This is a genomic window from Streptomyces sp. NPDC001594, from assembly GCF_042893675.1.
Taxonomy (GTDB): domain Bacteria; phylum Actinomycetota; class Actinomycetes; order Streptomycetales; family Streptomycetaceae; genus Streptomyces.
Map to the genome: position 1 here is coordinate 126,503 of NZ_JBIAVB010000020.1, position 21,012 is coordinate 147,514.

The 21,012-nt window shown below is 72.8% G+C and carries 23 protein-coding genes and 1 pseudogene; 9 read left to right on the plus strand and 15 right to left on the minus strand.

Annotated features, from left to right (window positions below):
• Window positions 1-85 precede the first annotated feature (85 nt).
• Window positions 86-610 (plus strand): DinB family protein, encoded by a 525-nt coding sequence (locus ACFY0O_RS32385; protein WP_388953337.1) that lies wholly within the window; start codon window positions 86-88, stop codon window positions 608-610.
• Window positions 611-723: 113 nt separating this feature from the next.
• Window positions 724-1,275 (plus strand): hypothetical protein, encoded by a 552-nt coding sequence (locus ACFY0O_RS32390; protein ID WP_388953339.1) that lies wholly within the window; start codon window positions 724-726, stop codon window positions 1,273-1,275.
• 18 nt (window positions 1,276-1,293) lie between these two features.
• Here ACFY0O_RS32390 and ACFY0O_RS32395 read toward each other — a convergent pair whose 3' ends face one another.
• The 8 genes from ACFY0O_RS32395 to ACFY0O_RS32430 form a co-directional block, all read right to left on the minus strand.
• On the minus strand, window positions 1,294-1,740 hold the full coding sequence (locus tag ACFY0O_RS32395) for a hypothetical protein (RefSeq protein WP_388953432.1): 447 nt from the start codon (window positions 1,738-1,740) through the stop codon (window positions 1,294-1,296).
• 134 nt (window positions 1,741-1,874) lie between these two features.
• Window positions 1,875-2,543, minus strand: coding sequence for a uracil-DNA glycosylase (locus ACFY0O_RS32400; RefSeq protein ID WP_388953435.1), 669 nt, complete (start codon window positions 2,541-2,543; stop codon window positions 1,875-1,877).
• A gap of 108 nt (window positions 2,544-2,651) precedes the next feature.
• Window positions 2,652-4,235, minus strand: a complete 1,584-nt coding sequence (locus ACFY0O_RS32405) for an ABC transporter substrate-binding protein (RefSeq protein WP_388953341.1) — start codon at window positions 4,233-4,235, stop codon at window positions 2,652-2,654.
• Between the two features lie 153 nt (window positions 4,236-4,388).
• A complete protein-coding gene (locus ACFY0O_RS32410; RefSeq protein ID WP_388953343.1) occupies window positions 4,389-5,150 on the minus strand; it encodes an SDR family oxidoreductase in 762 nt (253 codons plus the stop codon).
• A gap of 31 nt (window positions 5,151-5,181) precedes the next feature.
• Window positions 5,182-5,943 (minus strand): 3-oxoacyl-ACP reductase FabG, encoded by a 762-nt coding sequence (gene fabG / locus ACFY0O_RS32415; RefSeq protein ID WP_388953345.1) that lies wholly within the window; start codon window positions 5,941-5,943, stop codon window positions 5,182-5,184.
• A 147-nt stretch (window positions 5,944-6,090) separates the two neighbouring features.
• Window positions 6,091-6,474, minus strand: a complete 384-nt coding sequence (locus ACFY0O_RS32420; RefSeq protein WP_388953347.1) for a DUF3037 domain-containing protein — start codon at window positions 6,472-6,474, stop codon at window positions 6,091-6,093.
• Window positions 6,471-7,322: a HipA family kinase gene (locus ACFY0O_RS32425; protein ID WP_388953350.1), complete on the minus strand. Its 852-nt coding sequence runs from the start codon at window positions 7,320-7,322 to the stop codon at window positions 6,471-6,473. The genes ACFY0O_RS32420 and ACFY0O_RS32425 overlap by 4 nt, the downstream gene beginning before the upstream one ends.
• A gap of 18 nt (window positions 7,323-7,340) precedes the next feature.
• Window positions 7,341-7,955: a cysteine hydrolase gene (locus ACFY0O_RS32430; protein WP_388953352.1), complete on the minus strand. Its 615-nt coding sequence runs from the start codon at window positions 7,953-7,955 to the stop codon at window positions 7,341-7,343.
• Between the two features lie 76 nt (window positions 7,956-8,031).
• Between ACFY0O_RS32430 and ACFY0O_RS32435 the strand changes: the two genes are divergently transcribed.
• Window positions 8,032-8,505 (plus strand): pyridoxamine 5'-phosphate oxidase family protein, encoded by a 474-nt coding sequence (locus ACFY0O_RS32435; protein ID WP_388953355.1) that lies wholly within the window; start codon window positions 8,032-8,034, stop codon window positions 8,503-8,505.
• On the opposite strand, the gene ACFY0O_RS32440 is transcribed toward ACFY0O_RS32435, so the two are convergent.
• Window positions 8,502-9,413 carry a LysR family transcriptional regulator gene (locus ACFY0O_RS32440; protein WP_388953357.1) on the minus strand — a complete coding sequence of 304 codons (912 nt, stop codon included), beginning with the start codon at window positions 9,411-9,413 and terminating at the stop codon, window positions 8,502-8,504. The genes ACFY0O_RS32435 and ACFY0O_RS32440 overlap by 4 nt on opposite strands.
• Before the next feature lie 74 nt (window positions 9,414-9,487).
• On the opposite strand from ACFY0O_RS32440, the gene ACFY0O_RS32445 reads away from it, so the two are divergent.
• Both ACFY0O_RS32445 and ACFY0O_RS32450 read left to right on the plus strand, forming a co-directional pair.
• On the plus strand, window positions 9,488-10,468 hold the full coding sequence (locus ACFY0O_RS32445; protein WP_388953360.1) for a DMT family transporter: 981 nt from the start codon (window positions 9,488-9,490) through the stop codon (window positions 10,466-10,468).
• Between the two features lie 50 nt (window positions 10,469-10,518).
• Window positions 10,519-10,782 carry a hypothetical protein gene (locus ACFY0O_RS32450; protein WP_388953362.1) on the plus strand — a complete coding sequence of 88 codons (264 nt, stop codon included), beginning with the start codon at window positions 10,519-10,521 and terminating at the stop codon, window positions 10,780-10,782.
• Between the two features lie 52 nt (window positions 10,783-10,834).
• Here the strand turns inward: ACFY0O_RS32450 and ACFY0O_RS32455 are convergent, their stop codons facing one another.
• Window positions 10,835-12,166 (minus strand): aminotransferase class I/II-fold pyridoxal phosphate-dependent enzyme, encoded by a 1,332-nt coding sequence (locus tag ACFY0O_RS32455; protein WP_388953365.1) that lies wholly within the window; start codon window positions 12,164-12,166, stop codon window positions 10,835-10,837.
• Between the two features lie 37 nt (window positions 12,167-12,203).
• Here ACFY0O_RS32455 and ACFY0O_RS32460 point away from each other — a divergent pair, with 37 nt between their 5' ends.
• Window positions 12,204-12,869, plus strand: a complete 666-nt coding sequence (locus ACFY0O_RS32460; protein WP_388953367.1) for a pyridoxamine 5'-phosphate oxidase family protein — start codon at window positions 12,204-12,206, stop codon at window positions 12,867-12,869.
• On the opposite strand, the pseudogene ACFY0O_RS32465 reads toward ACFY0O_RS32460, so the two are convergent.
• Together ACFY0O_RS32465 and ACFY0O_RS32470 are read right to left on the minus strand one after the other, a co-directional pair.
• Window positions 12,851-13,821, minus strand: a pseudogene (locus ACFY0O_RS32465) (DMT family transporter). The gene ACFY0O_RS32460 and the pseudogene ACFY0O_RS32465 overlap by 19 nt on opposite strands.
• A 219-nt stretch (window positions 13,822-14,040) precedes the next feature.
• Window positions 14,041-15,045: a DMT family transporter gene (locus ACFY0O_RS32470; RefSeq protein ID WP_388953369.1), complete on the minus strand. Its 1,005-nt coding sequence runs from the start codon at window positions 15,043-15,045 to the stop codon at window positions 14,041-14,043.
• A 181-nt stretch (window positions 15,046-15,226) separates the two neighbouring features.
• On the opposite strand from ACFY0O_RS32470, the gene ACFY0O_RS32475 reads away from it, so the two are divergent.
• Window positions 15,227-15,655 carry an SRPBCC family protein gene (locus tag ACFY0O_RS32475; protein ID WP_388953372.1) on the plus strand — a complete coding sequence of 143 codons (429 nt, stop codon included), beginning with the start codon at window positions 15,227-15,229 and terminating at the stop codon, window positions 15,653-15,655.
• A gap of 69 nt (window positions 15,656-15,724) precedes the next feature.
• Here ACFY0O_RS32475 and ACFY0O_RS32480 read toward each other — a convergent pair whose 3' ends face one another.
• Window positions 15,725-16,339, minus strand: coding sequence for a PadR family transcriptional regulator (locus ACFY0O_RS32480; protein WP_388953375.1), 615 nt, complete (start codon window positions 16,337-16,339; stop codon window positions 15,725-15,727).
• Window positions 16,340-16,586: 247 nt separating this feature from the next.
• Here ACFY0O_RS32480 and ACFY0O_RS32485 point away from each other — a divergent pair, with 247 nt between their 5' ends.
• Window positions 16,587-17,336, plus strand: coding sequence for a hypothetical protein (locus tag ACFY0O_RS32485; protein WP_388953377.1), 750 nt, complete (start codon window positions 16,587-16,589; stop codon window positions 17,334-17,336).
• A gap of 80 nt (window positions 17,337-17,416) precedes the next feature.
• The gene (locus ACFY0O_RS32490; protein ID WP_388953379.1) at window positions 17,417-18,235 is read left to right on the plus strand and encodes a PhzF family phenazine biosynthesis protein; all 819 of its coding nucleotides are present in this window, start codon (window positions 17,417-17,419) and stop codon (window positions 18,233-18,235) included.
• A 13-nt stretch (window positions 18,236-18,248) separates the two neighbouring features.
• On the opposite strand, the gene ACFY0O_RS32495 is transcribed toward ACFY0O_RS32490, so the two are convergent.
• Both ACFY0O_RS32495 and ACFY0O_RS32500 read right to left on the minus strand, forming a co-directional pair.
• A complete protein-coding gene (locus ACFY0O_RS32495; RefSeq protein WP_388953382.1) occupies window positions 18,249-19,049 on the minus strand; it encodes a CPBP family intramembrane glutamic endopeptidase in 801 nt (266 codons plus the stop codon).
• Window positions 19,050-19,165: 116 nt separating this feature from the next.
• Complete coding sequence (locus ACFY0O_RS32500; RefSeq protein ID WP_388953384.1) at window positions 19,166-20,701, minus strand: glutamate-cysteine ligase family protein; 1,536 nt, start codon at window positions 20,699-20,701, stop codon at window positions 19,166-19,168.
• Window positions 20,702-21,012 lie beyond the last annotated feature (311 nt).

The following is a 21,012-nucleotide window of genomic DNA, read 5'->3' on the forward strand; positions in this document are numbered from 1 at the left end:
GCCTCCTGGTATGTGCCGTGTGCCGTGTGGGACTCCGCAGCATAATCGCTGGTCGCCGGTGGCGCGTTCGACCAGGATGGCGGCCATGACGATCTCCCGGGGAAACCACCGCACCGAACCCTCCACGACCGCCGGCGAGCGCGAGATGCTGGACGGCTGGCTGGACTACCACCGCGCCACGCTCGCCTGGAAGTGCGAGGGCCTCTCGGACGAACAGCTGCGCGCCACCCCGCTGCGGCCCTCGGCGCTGAGCCTGATGGGCCTCGTCCGGCACATGGCGGAGGTGGAGCGGTACTGGTTCCGGGAGGTCTTCCTCGACGAGGACCTGCCCGACCTGTACAGCACCCGGGAGCACCGGGACGGGGACTTCGAGTTCGGCGACGCGGACACCTGGGCCGAGGCGGAGCAGGTCTGGCACGAGGAGGTCGGGCTGGCCCGCCGGGCCGCCGCGGGCCGGCCGCTCGACGCGGTCTCGGACGCGGCGAGCCACCACCGGGGCGAGGTGTTCAGCCTGCGCTGGATCTACACCCACATGATCGAGGAGTACGCCCGGCACAACGGGCACGCCGACCTGCTGCGCGAGCACATCGACGGGGTCACCGGCGAGTAGCGGCGCCACGGGGCGGCCGGTGTCCGCCGGACACCCCCTCCGCGTCACCCGTGCGGGGTGAATATCGGCTCAGGGTTTTCGCAACGGGGCCCTCGCACAGCAGAGTTGCGCGGGTGCATCCAACCCGAACCTCGACGAAACTGCTCCTCGGAGCCGCCTGCGCCGTCTCGGCGGCCTCGGCGGTCTCCGGCTGCGTGAACGTGAGCCCCGCGCCGATGCGGCCGGCCGGTTCCCCCTCCGACGCGGCTGCCCCCCGGCACGAGCCGCGCGGGGGCCCCGGAGCGCTGCCGGTGGTGGTCCAGGCGCCCGCCCTGGAGGCGCTGAAGGCGGTCCCCCGGGAGGGCGCCGCGCGGCCGTCGGCGCCGACGGCCGCCGGCCGGGGTACGGCACGCACCGCACCGGGCGGCCCCGCGCGGGCCGCGGAGGCGGAGGAGGCCCCGGGGGCGGTGCCCGACATCCCCGAGCCGCGCAGGCCCGCCGGACACGCCGAGCGGCTGCCCGGGGGCCTTCCCGGGGCGGTGCGGCCCGACGCGCGGGTGCCGCGCGAGCTGGTGCGGGAGCTCCCGGTCCGCCCGGCGGACGTGTGCGCGCTGGGCCGCCGGCACGGGCACTGGAAGCCGGACAGCCCGGAGGCCCGCATCTGCGCGGGCGTCCACGAGGGCTGAAAGCGCCCAGACCAAACCCTAGGGCGACTGCTCGGGGAAGGGTCGGGGTCCCGGCCCCGCCTCCGCCACGAGCCGGCGCTCCAGGCGGGCGATGGCGTCGCGGACCCCGTTGCCGTACTCGTCGTCGGGCAGGGCCCGGGTGGCGGCGCGGGCCCGCGCGAGGTGCGCCCGGGCCGCCTCGGGGCGCTCCAGCTTGACGTAGTCGGCCGCGAGGCTGAGGTGCAGCGAGGGGTAGAAGACGCGCACCGCCTCGCCGAGCCCGTCGGCGGCGTTCAGGGCCCTCAGGTCCCAGGCCAGTTCGTCGGCGGGGTCGTCCTGGGTGTCGGCCATGTAGTGCGCGAGGGTGCAGCGGTGGAGGGAGTCGCCCTCCTCGCCGATCTCGGACCAGATCTCGCGGAGCCGGTTGCGGGCCTCCTCGCGATCCCCGGCGTGCAGCAGGATGACCGCCTGGCCGATCCTGGTCATGACGGCGTCCTCCGACGCCTCCTGCTGCTGCTCCGTCAACGGGGCCTCCGGCTTGCTCTGCCGGACCTGATCCGGTCCGGTCGTCAAGAAGCTAACCGGAGGCACCGGCTCTGGCGCCGAGGCGCGGTGGGGTGTCAGCCCAGGTCCGGGATCCGCCAGTCGATCGGCTCATGGCCCTGCGCGGCGACGGCCTCGTTGATCTGCGTGAAGGGCCGGGAGCCGAAGAACTTCTTGGCCGACAGCGGCGAGGGGTGGGCCCCCTTGACGATCACGTGCCGGTCCTGGTCGATCAGCGGGATCTTCTTCTGGGCGTAGGCGCCCCACAGGACGAACACCGACGGGTCGGGGCGGTCGGACACGGCGCGGATCACGGCGTCGGTGAACCTCTCCCAGCCCTTGCCCTTGTGCGAGTTGGGCTCGGCCTCGCGGACGGTGAGCACGGCGTTCAGCAGGAGGACGCCCTGCTGGGCCCACGGCATCAGGTACCCGTTGTCCGGGACCTCCAGGCCGAGCTCCTCCTTCATCTCCTTGTAGATGTTGCGCAGCGAGGGCGGGGTCTTGACCCCGGGCCGCACGGAGAAGCACAGGCCGTGCCCCTGGCCGGCGCCGTGGTACGGGTCCTGGCCGAGGACGAGCACCTTGACCTTGTCGAACGGCGTGGCCTCCAGGGCCGCGAAGACCTGCTCGCGCGGCGGGTACACCGGCCCGTTCGCCCGCTCCTTCTCGACGAACTCGGTGAGCTCCTTGAAGTAGGGCTGGTCCAGCTCCCCGCCGAGGACGGGCAGCCACGACTCGGGCAGCATCTGGGTCACGTCGACAACCTCCGGTACAAGTTCGTGCAACTCCTCAGAACCTACCGGGCCCCACTGACAACGCCATCCCCCGGGCGCCCGAGCGCCCGGGGCCGGCGGTCACCAGCTGGTCTTGCGGTACAACTCCCACATCTGCATGGCGGTCTGGGGGTCCAGCGCCCGCTCGGCCCCGGCGATGTCCTCGCGGGCGCCGACGTAGAGCTTGCCCTGCCACAGCGGCAGCAGCCGGACGTCCTGCGCGAAGATCTGCTGGGCCTGCTCGAACTCCTTGACGCCGGCCGAGCGGTCCCCCTCACGGCGGGACTTGGGCAGGATGTCGTTCTGGATCGTGGGGTTCTCGTACGGGGTGCCGACCGCGTTCTCCTTGCCGACGAACGGCGCGATGAAGTTGTCGGGGTCCGGGAAGTCGGGGAACCAGCCTCGGCCGAAGACGGGGTACTCGCCGTTCTTGTAGCCGACCTGGAAGTCCTTCCAGGGCTTGCTGCGCAGGGTGATCTTGAACAGGCCGCTCTCGTCCAGCTGCCGCTTGATCTCGGTGAACTCGTCGGCGGTGGAGCCGCCGTAGCGGTCCGTGGTGTACCAGAAGGTCAGCTCCACGGGCGTGGGGATCCCGGCGCTCTGCAGGATCTTGCGCGCCTTGGCCGCGTCGGCGTTGCCGTACATGTCGTAGAAGGGCGTCTTGTGGCCGACGACCCCCTTGGGGACCATCGAGTACAGCGGCTCGGCGGTGCCCTGGTAGACCTTGGTGACGAGCGACCCGCGGTCGAGGGTCTGGGCGATGGCCTGGCGCACCGGCAACTTGGCGACCTGCGGGTCCTGGGGGTTGAAGACCAGGTAGCGGATCTCGGAGCCGACGTTCTCGACGACCTGGACGCCCTGGTTGTGCGAGGCGGGGCTCTGCAGGTCCTTGATCTCCGGCGCCGACAGGCCTCGGTAGGTGGCGTCGATCTCCTTGCCCTTGAGCGCCGCCACCATCTGGTCGGACTTCTTGAAGTAGCGGATGGTGACCGCGTCGTTACGGCGGTTGGCGAAGCCCTGGTAGCCCTCGTAGCCGTCGAGGACCGCCTCGCCGCCCTCCTTGTAGGAGGTGAGCAGGTACGGGCCGGAGCCGGTGACCTTGCCGTCCGAGCGGAGCTTGTCGGCCGGGTACTCCTTGGGCGCGACCAGCGAGGCGGCGGGCGAGCCGAGGACGTAGGGGAAGGTCGCGTCGGGGGTCTTCAGGTGGAAGACGACGGTGAGCGGGTCCGGGGCCTCGACCTTGTCCAGGCTCTCGAAGAGGCCCTTGGGGCCGACCTGGGAGTTGATCGTCCTGATCCGGTCGAGGGAGTGCTTGACCGCCTTGGAGTCGAGCGGCTCGCCGTCCGAGAACTTCAGGCCCTTGCGCAGGGTGCACCGGTAGGCCATGTTCGCCGTGTCGGTCCAGTCGCAGTTCTGCGCGGCGTCCGGCTGCGGCTTGGTGCTGCCCGTGGGGAACGCCAGGAGGGTCTGGTAGATGTTCCGGTACAGCTCCCAGGAGCCGTCCCAGGCCGCGGCGGGGTCGAGGGTGCTCGGCGCGCTCGTGGTCCCGACGGTGATCCTCTTCGCCGCAGCGTCGGCGTCGTCCGAAAGCAGACCGCATCCGGCGAGCAGGGATATGGACGCAAGGGCCGCAGTGATCTGCAGGCATCTGGTCCGGTTGAACACGTGCACGCTCCTCGATCAGCCACCGGGTGCGGCAGACCCTACCGCAGAGCGTCACACATCCAAGGGGCAGGTTTCATGAGGCTCTTGACCGATTTCGCGCGCGTTCGATACGTATTTGCCTCCCCTTGGGAGGCAAATACGTCCGGTTATCGGTCAGTGCACACCGGCATTCAGGAACATTCCCCCGTCGACGACCAGGGTTTGTCCAGTAATCCATTCCGCTTGTGCAGATGTAAGAAATGCGGCCGCTCCCCCGATGTCCTCCGGGACCCCGAGCCGGCCGAGCGGATAGGCCGCCGAGGCCTCCTGCTCGCGGCCCTCGTAGAGCGCCTGGGCGAACCTCGTCTTGACCACGGCCGGCGCGATCGCGTTGACCCGGACCCGGGGCGCCATCTCGTGCGCGAGCTGGAGCGTGAGGTTGATCATCGCGGCCTTGCTCATCCCGTACGCCCCGATGAAGGGCGAGGCGGAGACCCCGGCGATCGAGGCGATGTTCACGATCGCCCCGCCGTTGTCCTTCTGCCAGGCGTGCCAGGTCCGCTGGGCGAAGCCGAGGGCCGAGATCACGTTGGTCTCGAAGACCTTGCGCGCCACCTGGAGGTCCAGGTCGGCGATCGGCCCGAAGACCGGGTTGGTGCCCGCGTTGTTCACCAGGAAGTCGACGCGGCCGAAGGCCTCCATCGCCCGCTCCACGGCGACGGCCTGGTGGGCCTCGTCGTGGGCCTTGCCGGCCACGCCGATCACCCGGTCCGACCCGAGCTTCTCGACGGCCTCCTTGAGCGCGTCCTCGTTGCGCCCGGTGATCACGACCCGGTCGCCGCGGGCGACCAGCGCCTCGGCGATCCCGTAGCCGATGCCCCGGCTCGCCCCGGTGACCAGTGCGACCTTGCCGCTGTCCGTGCCGTTGTACGTCATGCCTACGCCTTGCCTCTCCGGGGTGTGGTCGTCAGTTGAGCGGGCCGCCGGCCACGTAGAGCACCTGGCCGGAGACGAAGCCGGCGTCCTCGCCGGTGAAGAAGGCGATGGCGTTGGCCACGTCCGCCGGGACGCCCACGCGCTGGACGGGGATCTGGGAGGCGGCGGCGAGCTTGAACTCCTCGAAGCCCATGCCGACGCGGGCCGCGGTCTGCGCGGTCATCTCGGTCGCGATGAAGCCGGGGGCGACGGCGTTGGCGGTGACGCCGAACTTGCCGAGTTCGATGGCCAGGGTCTTGGTGAAGCCCTGGAGCCCGGCCTTGGCGGCGGCGTAGTTGGCCTGGCCGCGGTTGCCGAGCGCGGAGCTGCTGGAGAGGTTGACCACGCGCCCGAACTTGGCCTCGACCATGTGCTTCTGACAGGCCCGCGCCATCAGGAACGCACCACGCAGGTGCACGTTCATGACGGTGTCCCAGTCGGTGTCGCTCATCTTGAAGAGCAGGTTGTCGCGGAGCACGCCCGCGTTGTTCACAAGGATGGTCGGAGCGCCGAGCGTGCTCGCGACCCGCTCGACGGCCGCCTCCACCTGGGCGGCGTCGGAGACGTCGCAGCCGACCGCCAGGGCCTTGCCGCCGGCCGCGGTGATGGCCTCGACGGTGTCCTTGCAGGCCGCCTCGTCCAGGTCGATCACGGCGACCGCCCGGCCCTCGGCGGCCAGGCGCAGGGCGGTGGCCGCGCCGATGCCCCGGGCCGCCCCGGTGACGATCGCGACGCGCTGCTCGGTGGTGGACATGCTGGTTCTCCTCGCCCTTGAGAGACGGCCGCCCGAGGTGAGCAACCGCTTAGTAGCTTCAGCTGAGGAGACGCTAGGAGCCGTGGCACCGCGTGTCAACGGGGCCCGGCCCGGCGGCGTCCGCGCCGCGGGCCGGGGGCCGCCCGGTCAGCGGACCAGCAGGTCCAGCAGCCGCTCCACCTCCGCGGCGGGATCGGCCGTCAGGCCGGTGTGCACCGGCCCCGGCTGGACCACGGTGCTGCGGGGGGCGATCAGCCAGCGGAACCGCCGCCCCGGGTCGTCGCCCGCCGCCTGGCCCGCCCGCTCGCCGCCCTCGCACAGCCCCTCGACCCCGCGCAGCGCGGCCCGGACCCCGGCCACGTCGGCCCCCGGGTCCAGGGCGAGGAGCTTGGCCTCGTCGAGATGGGTGCGCGCGGCGACGTAGGAGTGCGCCCGGCAGTAGACGATGACGCCGGCGTTGAAGCACTCGCCGCGCTCCATCCGGGGCACCACGCGCACCAGCGCGTATTCGAACACGTCCCGCTTGGTCACTCGTCGCCGCTCTTCTGCTTGTTCTTGTTCTTGTCCGACTGGGGAGGGAGGCGTTCGGCGAGCCAGCCCGGCGGACCGGACCGCGGCCGGACCTCGGCCTCCATGGTGATCCTCTCGTGGATCGTCGCCGCGCGCGGCAGCAGCGCCTCCACGTAGGCGCGCCGCACCGCGTCGGTGGAGTCGAAGCCGGGCTCGTCGACGAGCCACTCGTCGGGGACGTCGGCGGCGACCTCCGCGAGCAGCTCCTCGGTGACGAGGGGGGCCAGCTCGGCGGCGGCCGCCGCGATGTCCGGGCCGACGGGGGCCAGGACGTGGTCGGAGGCGTTGTAGGGCTTGGCGGCCGCGGCCTGGGCGGTGGGCCAGTTGTGGTGCCAGATCATCGTGGCGCCGTGGTCGATGAGCCAGAGGTCCCCGTGCCAGACCAGCATGTTCGGATTGCGCCAGGACCGGTCGACGTTGTTGATCAGCGCGTCGAACCAGACCACGCGCCCGGCCTCGACCGGATCGGCCCGGTAGGCCAGCGGGTCGAAGCCGATCGAGCCGGGCAGGTAGTCCATGCCGAGGTTGAGCCCGCCGCTGGCCTTGAGCAGCTCCTGGACCTCCTGGTCGGGCTCGGCGAGCCCGATGACGGGGTCGAGCTGCATCTGCACCAGCCGCGGGACCCGCAGCCCCAGGCGCTGGGCGAGGCGCCCGCAGACGACTTCGGCGACCAGGGTCTTGCGCCCCTGGCCGGCTCCGGTGAACTTCATGACGTAGGTACCGAGGTCGTCGGCCTCGACGATTCCCGGGAGCGAGCCGCCCTCACGCAGGGGCGTGACGTAGCGGGTCGCGATCACTTCGGACAACATCCGGCCAGGTTACGGCGGTCAGCGGCCTGGCGCCCACTGCGAAAGCAGCTCGTCGGCCGTGGTGATCGACGCCACCAGGACGAGCGAGTTGCGGATCACCTCGGCGGTACAGGAGGCGGGCACGCCGGCGATGGCGTCGGCCGGGACCACCACCTCGTAGCCGAGGTTCACGGCGTCGAAGACGGTGTTCGGGACCGCGATGTTGGACGAGACCCCGGTGACGACGAGGGTCCGGACGCCGAGGTTGCGCAGCAGGGCGTCCAGATCGGTTCCGGCCATCGGGGAGAGTCCGTGCAGCCGGCGGACCACGAGGTCCCGCGCCTCCACCGTGATCGGGGCGGCCACCTCCACGGCCCGGCTGCCGGTCAGCTGGCGCACGGGCAGCCTTCCGGCCGCCCGGAACAGCCGCGCGTTGGCGTTGGCCCCGAGCCCGTCGGGGCGCCGCTCGGCGACCGCGTGGACCACCTGCACCCCGGCCCCGCGCGCGGCGGCGGCCAGAGCCGCCACCCGGCCGAGCATCCCGGAGTCCCGGGCCTCCTTGGCCAGCTCGGGCAGGGCGCTCTCCTCGCCGACGACCCCGTTCTGGCACTCGACGGTGAGCAGCGCGGTGGTGGCGGGATCGAACTCCGGCATGGCTCCCCCTGGTGCGTCGACGGAAGAGGACGCATGATTCCTGACACACAGTCAGATGTGAAGGGGTGCGGGACGGATGGACGGGACGCGCGAGGAGCGGGGCCAGCGGCGGGGCCGGCGCATCATGATGACCGACGGGGAGGTGGACGCCTTCCTGCGCGAGCAGCGCACCTGCCGGGTGGCCACGGTCTCCCCGGACGGCCGGCCGCACGTGGGCGCCCTGTGGTTCGCCTGGGACGGCACCTCGCTGTGGCTGTACTCGATCACCCGCAGCCGCCGCTGGTCCGACCTGCGCGAGGACCCCCGGATCTCGGTGGTGGTGGACGCGGGAGAGGAGTACGGGGAGCTGCGCGGGGTCGAGCTGTCCGGGACGGCGGTCTTCGTCGGTGAGGCGCCGCGCACCGGGGAGCCGTGCCCGGAGCTGGAGGAGGCGGAACGCCTCTTCCCCCGGAAGAACTTCGGCCTGGAACAGATGCCGCACGACGGCCGGCACGCCTGGATCCGCCTGACCCCGGAGACGATCGTCTCCTGGGACTTCAGCAAGATCTAGGCTTCGGCCCCCACCGCGGCGGCCGCCTCCCGCAGGGCCTCGACGGCCGCGCGGATGGAGGGCCGCCGGTCGGCGTCGGCGCGCCAGACGGCGTAGACGTGGCGCCGCACGGTGTCGCACACGGGCAGCAGGCGCACTCCCGGCGGCACCGGCCCGCGGCCCAGCCGGGGCGTCACGCACACGCCCAGCCCGGCCTCGACGAAGGCGAGCTGGGTGTGGTGCTCCTCGGCGATGTGCGCGACGCGCGGTTCGACGCCGGTGCCGCGCAGGGTGAAGACCAGCCATTCGTGGCAGAACTGCCCCTCGTTCCAGGAGATCCAGTCGTCCTCGGCGAACTCGGCGAGGGAGATCTGGGTCCGGCCGACGAGCGGGTGGTCGTGCGGGACGGCGATGTCGGCGCCGTCGTCCAGGAGGTGGGTCCGGGTCAGCTCGGCCGGGACCGGCATCCGCCTGTTGTGCCAGTCGATGGCCAGGGCCATGTCGAGGTCGCCCCGCACCACGGCGAGCATGGCCTCCTCGGGCTCCTTCTCCCGCGCCAGCACCCGGAGTTCGGGGTGCTCGGCGCGCAGGGAGGTCAGGGCCCGGGGCAGCAGTCCGCGCATGGCCGTGGGGAAGGCCCCGATCCGCAGCTCCCCGACCGCGCGGCCGCGCTGGGCCTCGACGTCGGCCTGCGCCAGCTCCACCTGCGAGATGATCCGGGCGGCGTGGTCGGCGAGGACCCGCCCGGCGTCGGTGAGCCGGACCCCCCGGCCGTTCTTGGCCAGCAGGGGCTGGCCGACCTCCCGCTCCAGCTTGGCCATCTGCTGGGAGACCGCCGACGTGGTCACATGGAGGCCGCAGGCCGCCCCGCTGACCGAGCCGTGGCGGGCGAGGGCGTCGAGGGTGCGTAGGCGCTCCAGGTTCAACATGTAAGCGATGCTACGCCGTCGCTCTCAGAAGATCTCGCTTGTCCTACGAGATCGTGCGCAGGAGAGTGAGGCCCATGAGCGCACCCGCCACACCCCGCCGCCCCTCCCCCTCCCCCTCCCCCTCCGCCACACGCCCGTCCGCCCCGCCGCGCGGATCCGCCCGTACCGGCGGCCTCGACTGGCGCGTCCGGTTCGCCCTGCTCTCGGTGGTGTGGGGGTTCAGCTTCCTGTTCATCAAGGTGGGCACGGGGGCCTTCGCGCCCTTCCAGGTCGCCCTCGGCCGCGTGTTCTTCGGGGCGCTCGCCCTGTTGGCGGTGCTGCTGGTGCGCCGTGAGCCGCTCCCGCGGGGCCGGCGCACCTGGGGGCACCTGGCGGTGGCCGCCCTGCTGCTGAACACGGCCCCCTTCGCCCTCTTCGCCTACGCCGAGCAGACCATCTCCTCGACCCTGGCCGGGATCTGCAACGCGACCTCCCCGCTGTGGGGCATGGCGCTCTCCCTGGTCGCCCTCTCCGAGGACCGCCCCACGCGCCGCCGGTTTGCGGGCCTGGGCATCGGCTTCCTCGGGGTGCTGACCGTCCTCGGCGCCTGGCAGGGCTTCACCGGCGTCGACGCGAAGGGCACCGCCCTGGCCCTGCTGGCCTCGCTCTGCTACCCGATCGGCTGGATCTACGTCCGCCGCACCCTGGCGGGGACCTCCGGCTCCCCGGTCGCGATGACCGGGGCGCAGCTGATGGTCTCGACGGTCCAGCTGGCCGCCGTCAGCGCCCTGTTCACCTCGGCCCCCACGTCGTTCCCGCTGTGGCCCACCCTCGCGGTGGTCACCCTGGGGGCGCTGGGCACGGGGGCGGCGCTGCAGATGCAGTACGGGCTGGTGTCGGAGATCGGGCCGACCACCGCGCAGATGGTCACGTACTTCATCCCGGTGATCGCCACCGCGGCGGGCGTCCTGGTCCTGGGCGAGCAGCTGCACTGGAACACCCCGGTGGGCGCGCTGGTGGTCCTCGCGGGCGCGGCCCTGACCCAAGCCCGGCCGCAGCCCCGGAAAGCGGCTTGACCCGCTGTCTTAGACTCCGTGCGATCACCACATCGCCTGGGGGGCATGCCTTGAGTCTGGCCTTTGCACTACTGACCGCGGGTCCCGCCTGCGTCGTCGCGGGCGGGGCGGTCGCCCTGAACGTCCGGGGGGCCGCCGGCGCACTGGAACGCTGGGCGGCGGCCAATGCCGAGCTGGCCATGCATTCCCGCGGCGACCTCGGTCCGCCGAAGCGGGTCATGTCGGCAGTGGTCTACCGGTACATAGGCGCCGTGATCGCCCTGTGCGGACTGGTCCTCACCCTCGGAGGCCTGCTGGAAGCCGCCTACAGCTGACACCGCCCGGCCCCTGCCGCACCCTGCGGCCGGGGCCTTCGCGTGCGTACGGTCAGTCGAAGCGCGCGCCCGCCGCCGGGCGTACCGCCGCGGCCACGGCATCGGCCAGGGGATCCACGTCCCGGCGGTGCAGGGGCGAGACCGTGATCCGTACCCCCGGCCCCGCCTCCACCCGGTAGACGGCCCCCGGCCGCACCGCCCAGCCCGCCGTCAGCAGCCGGGTGACCACCGCCGTCTCGTCGGCGACCGGCACCCACACGTTCATCCCGCTGCGCCCGTGCGCCACCACCCCCCGCTCGGCGAGCGCCTCGACGAGCCCGTCCCGGCGCAGCCCGTACGAACGGGCCACCGCCGTCCGGTCCACCGCGCCGGTGGCCCACAGCTCGACGACCGTGCTCTGGAGCAAGCGGCTCACCCAGCCGGGGCCGAGGCGCTGACGGCCCCGGACCCGGTCCATGGTCACCGCGTCGCCCGTGAGCACCGCGAGCCGCAGGTCCGGGCCGTAGGCCTTGGCGGTGGAGCGGACGAGCGCCCAGTGCCGGGTGACCCCGCCCAGCGGGGACAGGGGCAGGTCCACGATGCCGTCGCCGTGGTCGTCCTCGATCACCAGCACCTCGGGACGGCCGGCCAGCAGCTCCCGCAGCAGGGCCGCCCGTCGCGGACTCACCGCCGCCCCGGTCGGGTTCTGCGCGCGGGCCGTCACCACCAGCGCCCGGGCCCCGGCCGCAAGGGCCCGCTCCACCGCCTCCGGCCGGGGCCCCTCGTCGTCGACGGCCACCGCCAGCACCCGCAGGCCCAGCGCCGGGACCAGGTCCAGCACGCTCCCCCAGCCCGGGTCCTCGACCGCCACCGCGTCCCCGGCCCGCAGGTGCGCGGCCAGGACCCGTTCGATGCCGTCGAGCGCGCCCGAGGTCACCCCGAGGGCCCCGGCCGGGACCCCGTCGGCATCGAAGCCGGCGCGGGCCAGCCGGGCCAGGTCCGGCAGCACGGGGTCGTCCCCGTAGCGCGTGGGGGCCTGCGCGTACCGGCGGGCGGCGGCGGCCAGGGGCCCGTCCAGGGAGGGCAGGAGCGACATGTCCGGGTTGCCGTGGGTGAGGTCCCGCACGCCTTCGGGCACCGCGGGGCGGAGGGCGTCGCGCGGGGCGCTGGCGGGCCGCCCCCGCACCCGGCTGCCGCGCCGCCCGTCGGTCTCGATGATCCCGCGCTCGCGCAGCGACCGGTAGGCGGCCGCCACGGTGTTGGGGTTCACCCCCAGCTCGCCGGCCAGTTCCCGCATCGGCGGCAGCAGGGCTCCGGGTGCGAGGGCGCCCGATCCGACGCCCGCCTCGATGCTGGCCGCGATGTCCGATGCACGGCGCCCACTGATCGTATATTCTCCTAGCACAAAGGTAATTATGCACTAGTACAACGGAGTCCGCATCATGAGCGTCACCCCCGCCGACTACGCGCCGACCGGGCGCACCGTCCCGAGCCGCTCCCGCCAGCGGGCCCGCTACGACCGCGAGACGGTGCACTCGATACTCGACCAGACCTACCTCTGCCACCTGGGCTTCGTCCGCGACGGCGCGCCGGTGGTGCTGCCGACGCTTTTCGGACGGGTGGGCGAGGCCCTCTACGTGCACGGCTCGACCGGCTCCCGGCCGCTCCTGGCCGCCGGGCAGCAGGACCCGGGCCTGCCGGTCTGCCTGACCGTGACGCACGTGGACGGGCTGGTGCTGGCCAAGTCGGCCTTCCACCACTCGATCAACTACCGCTCGGTGGTCGTCCACGGGACGGCGTACCAGGTCACCGACGAGGAGGAGTGCCGCACGGCCCTGAACGCGCTGGTCGACCACGTCGTGCCCGGCCGCTCCGCCGACTCCCGGCCGGCCAACGCCAGGGAGCTCGCGGCGACGGCGGTGATCCGGCTGCACCTGAACGAGGTCTCCGCGAAGGTCCGCACGGGCGGCCCGAACGACGACGCCGAGGACCTGGACCTGCCCTTCTGGTCGGGCGTGGTCCCGGTGGCGCCGGCGTACGGGACGCCCCTGCCGGCCGCCGGCCTGGCCCCCGGCATCGCCGTCCCGGACTACGTCAGCGCGCTCTGAGCCTCACGGGCGGACCGCTCCGCGGACCGGTCCGCCCGCTCCGCGGGCCTGCGCGCCTCGGCCACGATCAGCGCCCCCACCGCCGACAACAGCAGCACGGTGCCCAGCACCACGGCGCCGGTCAGCCGCTCCCCGAGCACCGCGACGGCGATGACGGCCGCGCTCACGGGCTCGATCAGCATGATCACCGACACGGTCGCGGCCCGTACGGCCGCGGCCCCGGTGAAGTACAGGGCGTACGCCAGGGCCGTCGGCACCACGGCCACGTACACCATCAGCCCCGCCACCCGCACCGGATGGCGGTGTGCGGCAGCAGCCCCTCCACCGCGGCCAGCGGCAGCAGGCACACCGTGCCCACCCCCACCGACCAGGCGGTGGTCACCAGCGGGTCACCGCCCGCCCCGCGCCGCCCGAGCCAGCGCGCCCGCAGGGTCATCCCCGCGTAACCGGCGGCGGACAGCAGCGCCCAGCCGACCCCGAGCGGCCTCACCTCACCGCCCCCGGACCCCAGGACCAGGACGGCGAGCCCGCCCAGGGCGCCGCCGACGGCGGCCACTCCGCCCCAGCCGAGCCGCTCGCCCATCCAGTACCGCGCGCCCAGCGCGATCAGGACGGGCCCCGCGCCCAGGGTGACCACGGTGCCGACGGCCAGGCCGGTCTCGCGGACGGCCCCGAAGTAGGCGGCCTGGAAGACGGTGAACATCAGACCGGTCCCGATCAGCGAGCGGACCGACGGCCGGCGTCCGCGCGCCCCCCGCGCGGGACGGCGTACGGCGAGCACCGCCAGCAGCACCGCCAGCCCGCCGGCGCTGCGCCAGAAGGACAGGGAGAGCGGACCGAGGTCACTGGCGAGGAAGAGGAGGGAGGCGGCCGCCCCGGCGGTGCCCCAGGCGACTCCGGCGACGACGAGGTAGAGCAGGCTGCGCCCGGTGGCGGGCGAGTGGTTCGACACGTGTTTCTCCGCGCTTGCGTGAAGGATGAGGACTGCGGGTCATCGCTTCGCGGGCAGCACGGACCGGCCCGGGAACACCCGTGGCAGGTCTGTCGTTCGGCGGCGGCCGCCCGCGCTAGGCGGCCGGCGGCGAAAGCACGGTGTCGTACATGCCGAGCACCCTACGCCCTGTCAGCCGTCCGGACCAGGGCGCTCCGGATCGGACCGGGCCCACCGGCCCTACGCCCTGGCCCGCTCGGGCTCGGCGCCGGCCCCGGCCTCGACCTCGACCTCGCCCTGGGCCTCGACCTCCGGCAGAACGGATTCCCCCACCACCGCCGGGGCCGGCCGCGAGGACTGCGCGATGAAGGCGCCGCCCAGCACCAGGGCGCCGCCGACCATCTGCCAGGTCGACAGGTGCTCGCGCAGCAGCACCCAGGCCAGCACCGTGGCCACGACGGCCTCCAGGTTGGCCACCACACCCGCGACCTGCGGCGAGAGCATGCGCACCGAGACCACGCCGGTCAGGTACGCGGCCACGGTGGCGACCAGCACCACCCAGCCGAGCAGCACCAGGGCGGGCACCCGCAGGTCCCCGAGCGCCGCGTCCCCGCCCAGCACCTGCCAGTCCATCTGCCAGGGGCGGGCCAGCACGGTCATCACCAGGGCGCCGACGATCATGCCGTACGCGATCACGCCCATCGGGTCGGGCACGTCCTCGCCGTCGGTGCCCTGGTCGGCGAAGACGAAGTAGAAGGCCTGGCAGCAGGCGGCGGCGAGACCGAGGAGCACCCCGAGCGGGTCCAGGCTGAGCCCGGCCCAGATCTCGACCACGCAGGCCAGCCCCGCCACGGCCACCGCCGCGCCGGCCGCGGCCGCCCGGGTCACCGGCTTGCGCTGCACGAACCGGATCCAGCCCAGCAGCAGCGCCGGGCCGAGGTACTCCAGGAGCAGCGCCACGCCGACCGGGATCCGCGACAGGGAGGCGAAGTAGAAGGCCTGCACGCCCGCGACGGCCACCAGCCCGAACCCGGCCAGCAGCAGGGGCCGCCGCCGCACCAGGGCGCGGTGCCGCCAGGCCAGCGGGGAGAGCACCAGGGCCGCCCCCGCCACCCGCAGCCACACCATGTGGAGCGGGTCGAGACCCGCCTCGATCAGCGGCTTCGCCGCGACGCCGGAACCACCGAACGCACACGCCGAGACGAGGGCGAGGCCCAGTCCGGCGTTCTTACCTGACGCTTGCATCGGGCCATCATGACAGGGCGCGTCAGGACCGTCACCAGGGTGACACCTGTTGAGACGCACCCGATACCGAGGGGCCCGGCGCCGGTCCGGCGGCCCCGGTTTCTGACAGGTCATCAGTATTGAATGTTCCGGCCCCCGGGACTACGTTCCGCCGCACGTACCGACGAGAAGGGGTGGACGCATGGCTGAAGTCACCGCGGAATCACGCATCGAGGCGCCCGCCGCGAAGCTCTGGTCCCAGCTGACCGACTGGGGCGCGTACGGCCAGTGGAGCATGACCCACACCGACTTCCCCAAGGGCGGCCCCGAGACCCTCGCGGTCGGCGCCACCTTCAGCGAGAACATGAAGATGATGGGCTTCCCCGCCGAGGTCCTCTGGACGGTCTCGGAGCTGGAGGACCAGCGCCTGTTCGCCATCACGGGCAAGGGCCCGATGGGGGTCGCCGTCCTGACCCGGTACACCCTGACCCCCGACGGCACGGCCACCAGGGTCCGCATCGACGGGGAGTTCACCGGCGCCGCCGTCTCCCTCATGGCCGGCAAGCTCAAGGACTCGGCCACCGCCGCGCTCAACGAGTCGCTGCGCCGGCTCGCCGCCCTGGTCGCCTGACCCCGCCCGCACACGACGGCGCGCCCCGCGAAAGCCCTCTCTCGCGGGGCGCACCGGCATACGGCCGGGTCAGTGTTCGTCGGCCAGGATCAGGTACAGCTTCTTGCGGGCGTCGTTGATCACCGCGAGGGCCTTCTCCCGCTGCTCGGGCGTGCCGGTCTTGAAGACCTGCCCGAAGGCTTCCATCAGACCGACGCCGGCGGCACGGATCTCGTGCATCGCCTCGAAGTCGAAGCCGCGACCGGCGTCCGCCCAGGGGGCGTCGGGGCCCGACTCGGCCTCGGTGCGGCCGGTGTCGGTGAGCGTGAACAGCTTCTTGCCGCCCTCGCTCGCGCTGCTGATCAGCCCCTCGTCCTCGAGCAGCTGAAGGGTCGGGTAGACCGAGCCCGGGCTGGGCTTCCACGCCCCGCCGCTGCGCTCGCCGATCTTTTGGATCATCTCGTAGCCGTGCATGGGCCGGTCGGCGAGCAACGCCAGGATGGACGCGCGCACGTCGCCGCGCCGGGCCCGCCCGCGCGGGCCGCCGCGCCCGCCCCTTCCACCGAAGGGTCCGCCGCCGAAGCCGGGCCCGAACGGCCCGAAGGCGGCGCGCCGCCCCCTGAACTCCTCCCGACGGTCCGGCCCGCAGTGGCCGTGACCCCGTCCGTGGTCGTGTCCGTGGTCGTGCTGTCCGTGTGAACGCATCACTGCGCTCCTTTCGTCTCACTGGGTTTCCTTGACGCGTTCCACTATCGCTGACCCATCGCGACGTGTCAACGATATATCGGAAACTATCGCAAGCGAACGCCGGGTGAACACGGCAACACCGCTCCTCACCTGCACCCTTTGGGGTGGAATGACGAGGGAACTGCTAGTCGACGCTCGTCCGTGCGTGCTGTTCTTGCCGGGCGATTCCACGGGAATCCACCGGAAACAGTGAAAGGGGACATCCGTGAGGCATCAGGGACGGATCAGGAAGTGGCTCGCCGCGGCGGCCGGCGCCGCCGCGCTGCTGTCCGTACTGCACGGCCCGGCGGCCACCGCCACCGCCGCGCAGGCACCGCCTCCGGCGGGGAACACGCTCAACCTGCACCAGTGCGTCTACGCCCCCACCCCGGGGGTCGACTACATGACGATGCTCGTGCCCAGCCTCGACGGGCGGTTCACCACGGGTACGAACACCTCGGCCACGGCCGACCGGAGCCTGTCCTGCGGGGGCGGCGACGGGAACTACACCCCGGTCCTCCCCTGGGCCGCCCTCGAATCGCTCGACCTGGGCTCCGGCCGCTACCTGAACCTGCACCAGTGCGTCTACTACTCCGACCTCCAGCACGACCACCTCACCGTGATCGTCCCGGGCCGCGGCAGCGAATGGAGCGCCGGGACCCACGTCTCGAACACCCCCGACACCCAGGTCTCCTGCGGCCCCGGCCGCGGGCTCTACTACCTGGTGCCCCTGCTGTCCTCCGTCAAGGCGCTGGACCTGACCGCCGGGCGCTACCTCAACCTCCAGCAGTGCCAGTACTACTCCAGCCGCCTCACCGACCACTTCACCACCTTCCTCCCCAGCGGCGACGGCCGCTTCACCACCGGCACGAAGGTCTCCGCCACGGCCGACAGCAGCTACACCTGCGGCGCCGGGGACGGGAACTTCACCCTCGTCCCCCTCCTGTCCGCCACCAAGGCCCTGTCCCGGACCTGACCCCCGCCGCCCCCGCGCCAAGGCCAGTCATCCCGGATTGGCCTTGGCGCGGGTCCGAGGCGGCGTCCTACGGTCGGCCCATGCGCCTGCGAATCATCGACGCCTTCACCGACCGCCCCTTCCACGGCAACCCCGCCGGAGTCCTCCTCCTCGACGGCCCCTTCCCCCCGGACGCGTGGCTCCAGCAGGTCGCCGCGGAGGTCAACCTCTCCGAGACCGCCTTCGCCCACCCGCTGCCGCCCGGCGGGGACGCCGACTGGGCGCTGCGCTGGTTCACCCCGGCCGCCGAGGTCGACATGTGCGGCCACGCCACCCTCGCCACCGCCCATGCCCTGGCCACGAGCGGCCTGGCCGAGGGGCTGATCCGGTTCACCGCCCGCTGCGGCCTCCTGACGGCCGACGTGGCCGAGGACGGCACGATCACCATGGACTTCCCCACCTCCTCGCTCACCGGGGTCGAGCCCGACCCGGAGATCGCCCGGGCGCTCGGCGCCGAGATGAAGTCGGTGCACGACACCTCCGCGCACATCGGCGACCTGGTGGTGGAGCTGGCCGACGAGCGGACCGTACGGGAGCTCACCCCCGATCTCGCGGCCCTGCGCGGCCACTCCCGCCGCGGGGTGATCGTCACGGCCCCCGCCGAGGACCCCGCCCGCGGCTACGACTTCGTCAGCCGCGGCTTCTTCCCCGCCCTCGGCATCGACGAGGACCCGGTCACGGGCAGCGCGCACACCGCCCTGGCCCCGTTCTGGGCCGCCCGCACGGGACGTACCGAGATGACCGGCCTGCAGGGCGGGGCGCGCCGGGGCCTGGTCCGGGTCCGCCTCAAGGGCGAGCGCACGCTGCTGACCGGCCACGCGGTCACCGTCATCGACGGGGAGCTGCACGCCTCGCCGTGAACACGGCGAAAGGCTAGGGGGTCGGCAGCCAGCCGACCTTGCCGGCCAGCAGGGCGTACCCGCCGAAGGCCACGATGTCGAGCAGCGCGTGCGCGACGACCAGCGGCCCCACCCGGCCCCAGCGCCGGTAGGCCAGGACGAAGACCACGCCCATCACCACGTTGCCGAGGAACCCGCCGATGCCCTGGTAGAGGTGGTAGGAGCCGCGCAGCAGGGAGCTGGCCAGCAGCGCGGCCGTCGGCGACCATCCGAGCCGGTCGAGCCGGCGCAGCAGGTAGGCCAGCACGATGACCTCCTCCACCACGGCGTTCTGCACCGCGGAGAGGACCAGGACCGGGAACTTCCACCACACGTCGGGCAGCGCCTCGGGCACCACCGTCAGGTTGAAGCCGGTGGCGCGGGCCGCCAGGTAGAAGGCGAGCCCGGCGCTCCCGATCCCGGCGGCCACCAGCGCGCCCCGGGCCAGGTCCGGGCCGGGCCGGGTCCGGTCGAAGCCCAGCACCCGCAGCCCGGGGGCGCCCTCACGGGTCAGCAGGTGCGCGACGAGCAGCACGGGCACCAGGGCGGTGGCGATCCCGAACAGCTGCCAGGCCAGGTCCAGCCAGGGCCGCCCGGGGGCGTAGGAGCCGTTGAGGGTGGCGGCCTGGTCCTTGAGGCCGCCGGGCTTGGTGAGCGAGCCGATGAAACTGATCAGCGCCGAGACCCCGCTCGCGCCCAGCGACAGCGCGAGCACGAGCAGCGTCTCGGTGCGCAGGACACCGCGCCGCCCGTCCTCGCGCGGCTCCACGACCCCCGGCTCCGGCTCCGCTAGCACGCCCGACTCCCGTCCTGCCCCGTCCGTCACGCTCCGACCACCCCATACTGCCCCCTCGGGGGCCAGGGGGGATCACCGGGACATGGCCGGGGCGGATCCGGGAGCGGCGGCGGGGGTCAGCGGCGGGCGGCCGCGGGTGCTTCCACCTCCTGCCCCGCGGGCCCCACCGGCCAGGTGTGCACGGGGTCCCCGCGGTGCATCAGCTCGCTGTAGCGGCGGGTCGTGGCCGCCAGGGCGGCGTCGCGGTCCAGTCCGCCCGCGAGCGCGCGGTGGTAGGTGTCCACCTGCCAGGTCGCCCCGTTCACCCGGCGCCGGCACCGCTCCTCGATGATCCCCAGGTACAGGTCCCGGTCGGCGGGCTCGATGCCCCAGGCGTCCAGCCCGGCGGCCGCCATCGGCAGCAGCTCGTCCAGCACCAGCCGCGCCGCCGCCACGTTCACCAGTCCCCCCGAGCGCCCCCGGCGGGGCCAGCGGATCCGCGCGTCGATCCCGTACCGGCAGGCGGCGTCGAAGTTGGCCTCCGCCTCCGCGAAGGACATCCGGGTCCACACGGGGCGCTGCTCGTCCGCGAGGGTGCGCACCAGTCCGTAGTAGAAGGCCGCGTTGGCCACGACGTCGGCGACGGTGGGCCCGGCGGGCAGCACCCGGTTCTCCACCCGCAGGTGCGGCATCCCGTCCGCGACCCCGTAGACGGGCCGGTTCCAGCGGTAGACCGTGCCGTTGTGCAGCACCAGCTCCTGGAGGCTGGGCACCCCGCCCTCGGCCAGCACCCGCAGCGGCTCCTCCTCGTCGCAGATGGGCAGCAGGGCCGGGAAGAAGCGGACGTTCTCGGCGAAGAGCTCGTACACGGAGTCCACCCACCGCTCCCCGAACCAGGTGCGCGGCCGCACCCCCTGGGCCTGGAGCTCGGGCGGACGGGTGTCGGTGGCCTGGGTGAACAGCGGCGGCCGCGACTCGCGCCACAGCTCGCGCCCGAACAGGAACGGCGAGTTCGCCCCCACCGCTATCTGTACGGCGGTCACCGCCTGGGCGGCGTTCCACACGTCCGAGAACCGGGCCGGGGTGACCTGGAGGTGCAGCTGCACGGAGGTACAGGCGGCCTCCGGCACGATCGACCCCGTGCTCCAGGTCAGCCGCTCGACCCCCTCGATGTCCAGCCGGAAGTCCTCACCGCGCATCATCAGGATCTGCTCGTTGAGCAGCGAGTAGCGGTCGACGGCGGACAGGTTGGCCAGGGCCAGGTCGGCCCGGGTGAGCGTCGGCAGGATGCCGATCATCACCACCCCGGCGTCGATCTCGGCGGCCTGCCGGTGGGCGTAGTGCAGGCCCGCGCTCAGCTCCTCCGCGAGGCGGTCGAATACCCGGCCGTCGAGCCGGTGCGGGAGTACGTTCACCTCCAGGTTGAACATTCCGAGTTCCGTCTGGAAATCGGGGCTCGCTATCCGCTCCAGTACCTGCGCATTCACCATGCGCGGCAAACCGTCGGCACCCGCGAGATTCAGCTCGATCTCCAGCCCCATCATGTTCTTGGGGCGGTCGAACCTCTTCTCCGCCAGGAGCCGCTCCAGTCCCTCCAGGCACTCGTGAAGCTTCCTCCGATACCGATGCCGATCGGACAGGTCGAATCCGCCTGCCACGACCTTCTCCCCCATCGAAGCGTCCCTCCTCGAGCGGGCCCGGCCCGGGACACCCGGGCGCACGTTACGGTCGATTGTGCCCAGGGCCTGTGATCGATAACGCCGCGGGGCGCGGCTTGGCGCGGAGCGCGCGCCGGTGTGGCCGGATGGGCGCTCCGGCACATTCACCTGGCAACCCGGGGTATGCAAATTCCGCATGGGTTTTGCCCGTTCATGATTGGCGGCACTTTCCAGCCGAGCACCCTTCCGGTAACCTCCGAGGTCAGCGCGGGTTCTTCACGCGCGAGCGGCATGAATACCATGACAGCGGGTCCGGTAAGCGCCTT

Bases quoted from the DNA above. Each gene is read 5' to 3' on its own strand.
- ACFY0O_RS32385 (WP_388953337.1), top strand. From the start codon at position 86: ATGACGATCTCCCGGGGAAACCACCGCACCGAACCCTCCACGACCGCC.
- ACFY0O_RS32395 (WP_388953432.1), bottom strand. From the start codon at position 1,740: ATGACCAGGATCGGCCAGGCGGTCATCCTGCTGCACGCCGGGGATCGC.
- ACFY0O_RS32400 (WP_388953435.1), bottom strand. From the start codon at position 2,543: ATGCTGCCCGAGTCGTGGCTGCCCGTCCTCGGCGGGGAGCTGGACCAG.
- ACFY0O_RS32410 (WP_388953343.1), bottom strand. From the start codon at position 5,150: ATGACGTACAACGGCACGGACAGCGGCAAGGTCGCACTGGTCACCGGG.
- fabG (WP_388953345.1), bottom strand. From the start codon at position 5,943: ATGTCCACCACCGAGCAGCGCGTCGCGATCGTCACCGGGGCGGCCCGG.
- ACFY0O_RS32425 (WP_388953350.1), bottom strand. From the start codon at position 7,322: ATGTTGTCCGAAGTGATCGCGACCCGCTACGTCACGCCCCTGCGTGAG.
- ACFY0O_RS32430 (WP_388953352.1), bottom strand. From the start codon at position 7,955: ATGCCGGAGTTCGATCCCGCCACCACCGCGCTGCTCACCGTCGAGTGC.
- ACFY0O_RS32435 (WP_388953355.1), top strand. From the start codon at position 8,032: ATGGACGGGACGCGCGAGGAGCGGGGCCAGCGGCGGGGCCGGCGCATC.
- ACFY0O_RS32440 (WP_388953357.1), bottom strand. From the start codon at position 9,413: ATGTTGAACCTGGAGCGCCTACGCACCCTCGACGCCCTCGCCCGCCAC.
- ACFY0O_RS32445 (WP_388953360.1), top strand. From the start codon at position 9,488: ATGAGCGCACCCGCCACACCCCGCCGCCCCTCCCCCTCCCCCTCCCCC.
- ACFY0O_RS32460 (WP_388953367.1), top strand. From the start codon at position 12,204: ATGAGCGTCACCCCCGCCGACTACGCGCCGACCGGGCGCACCGTCCCG.
- ACFY0O_RS32470 (WP_388953369.1), bottom strand. From the start codon at position 15,045: ATGCAAGCGTCAGGTAAGAACGCCGGACTGGGCCTCGCCCTCGTCTCG.
- ACFY0O_RS32475 (WP_388953372.1), top strand. From the start codon at position 15,227: ATGGCTGAAGTCACCGCGGAATCACGCATCGAGGCGCCCGCCGCGAAG.
- ACFY0O_RS32480 (WP_388953375.1), bottom strand. From the start codon at position 16,339: ATGCGTTCACACGGACAGCACGACCACGGACACGACCACGGACGGGGT.
- ACFY0O_RS32490 (WP_388953379.1), top strand. From the start codon at position 17,417: ATGCGCCTGCGAATCATCGACGCCTTCACCGACCGCCCCTTCCACGGC.
- ACFY0O_RS32500 (WP_388953384.1), bottom strand. From the start codon at position 20,701: ATGGGGGAGAAGGTCGTGGCAGGCGGATTCGACCTGTCCGATCGGCAT.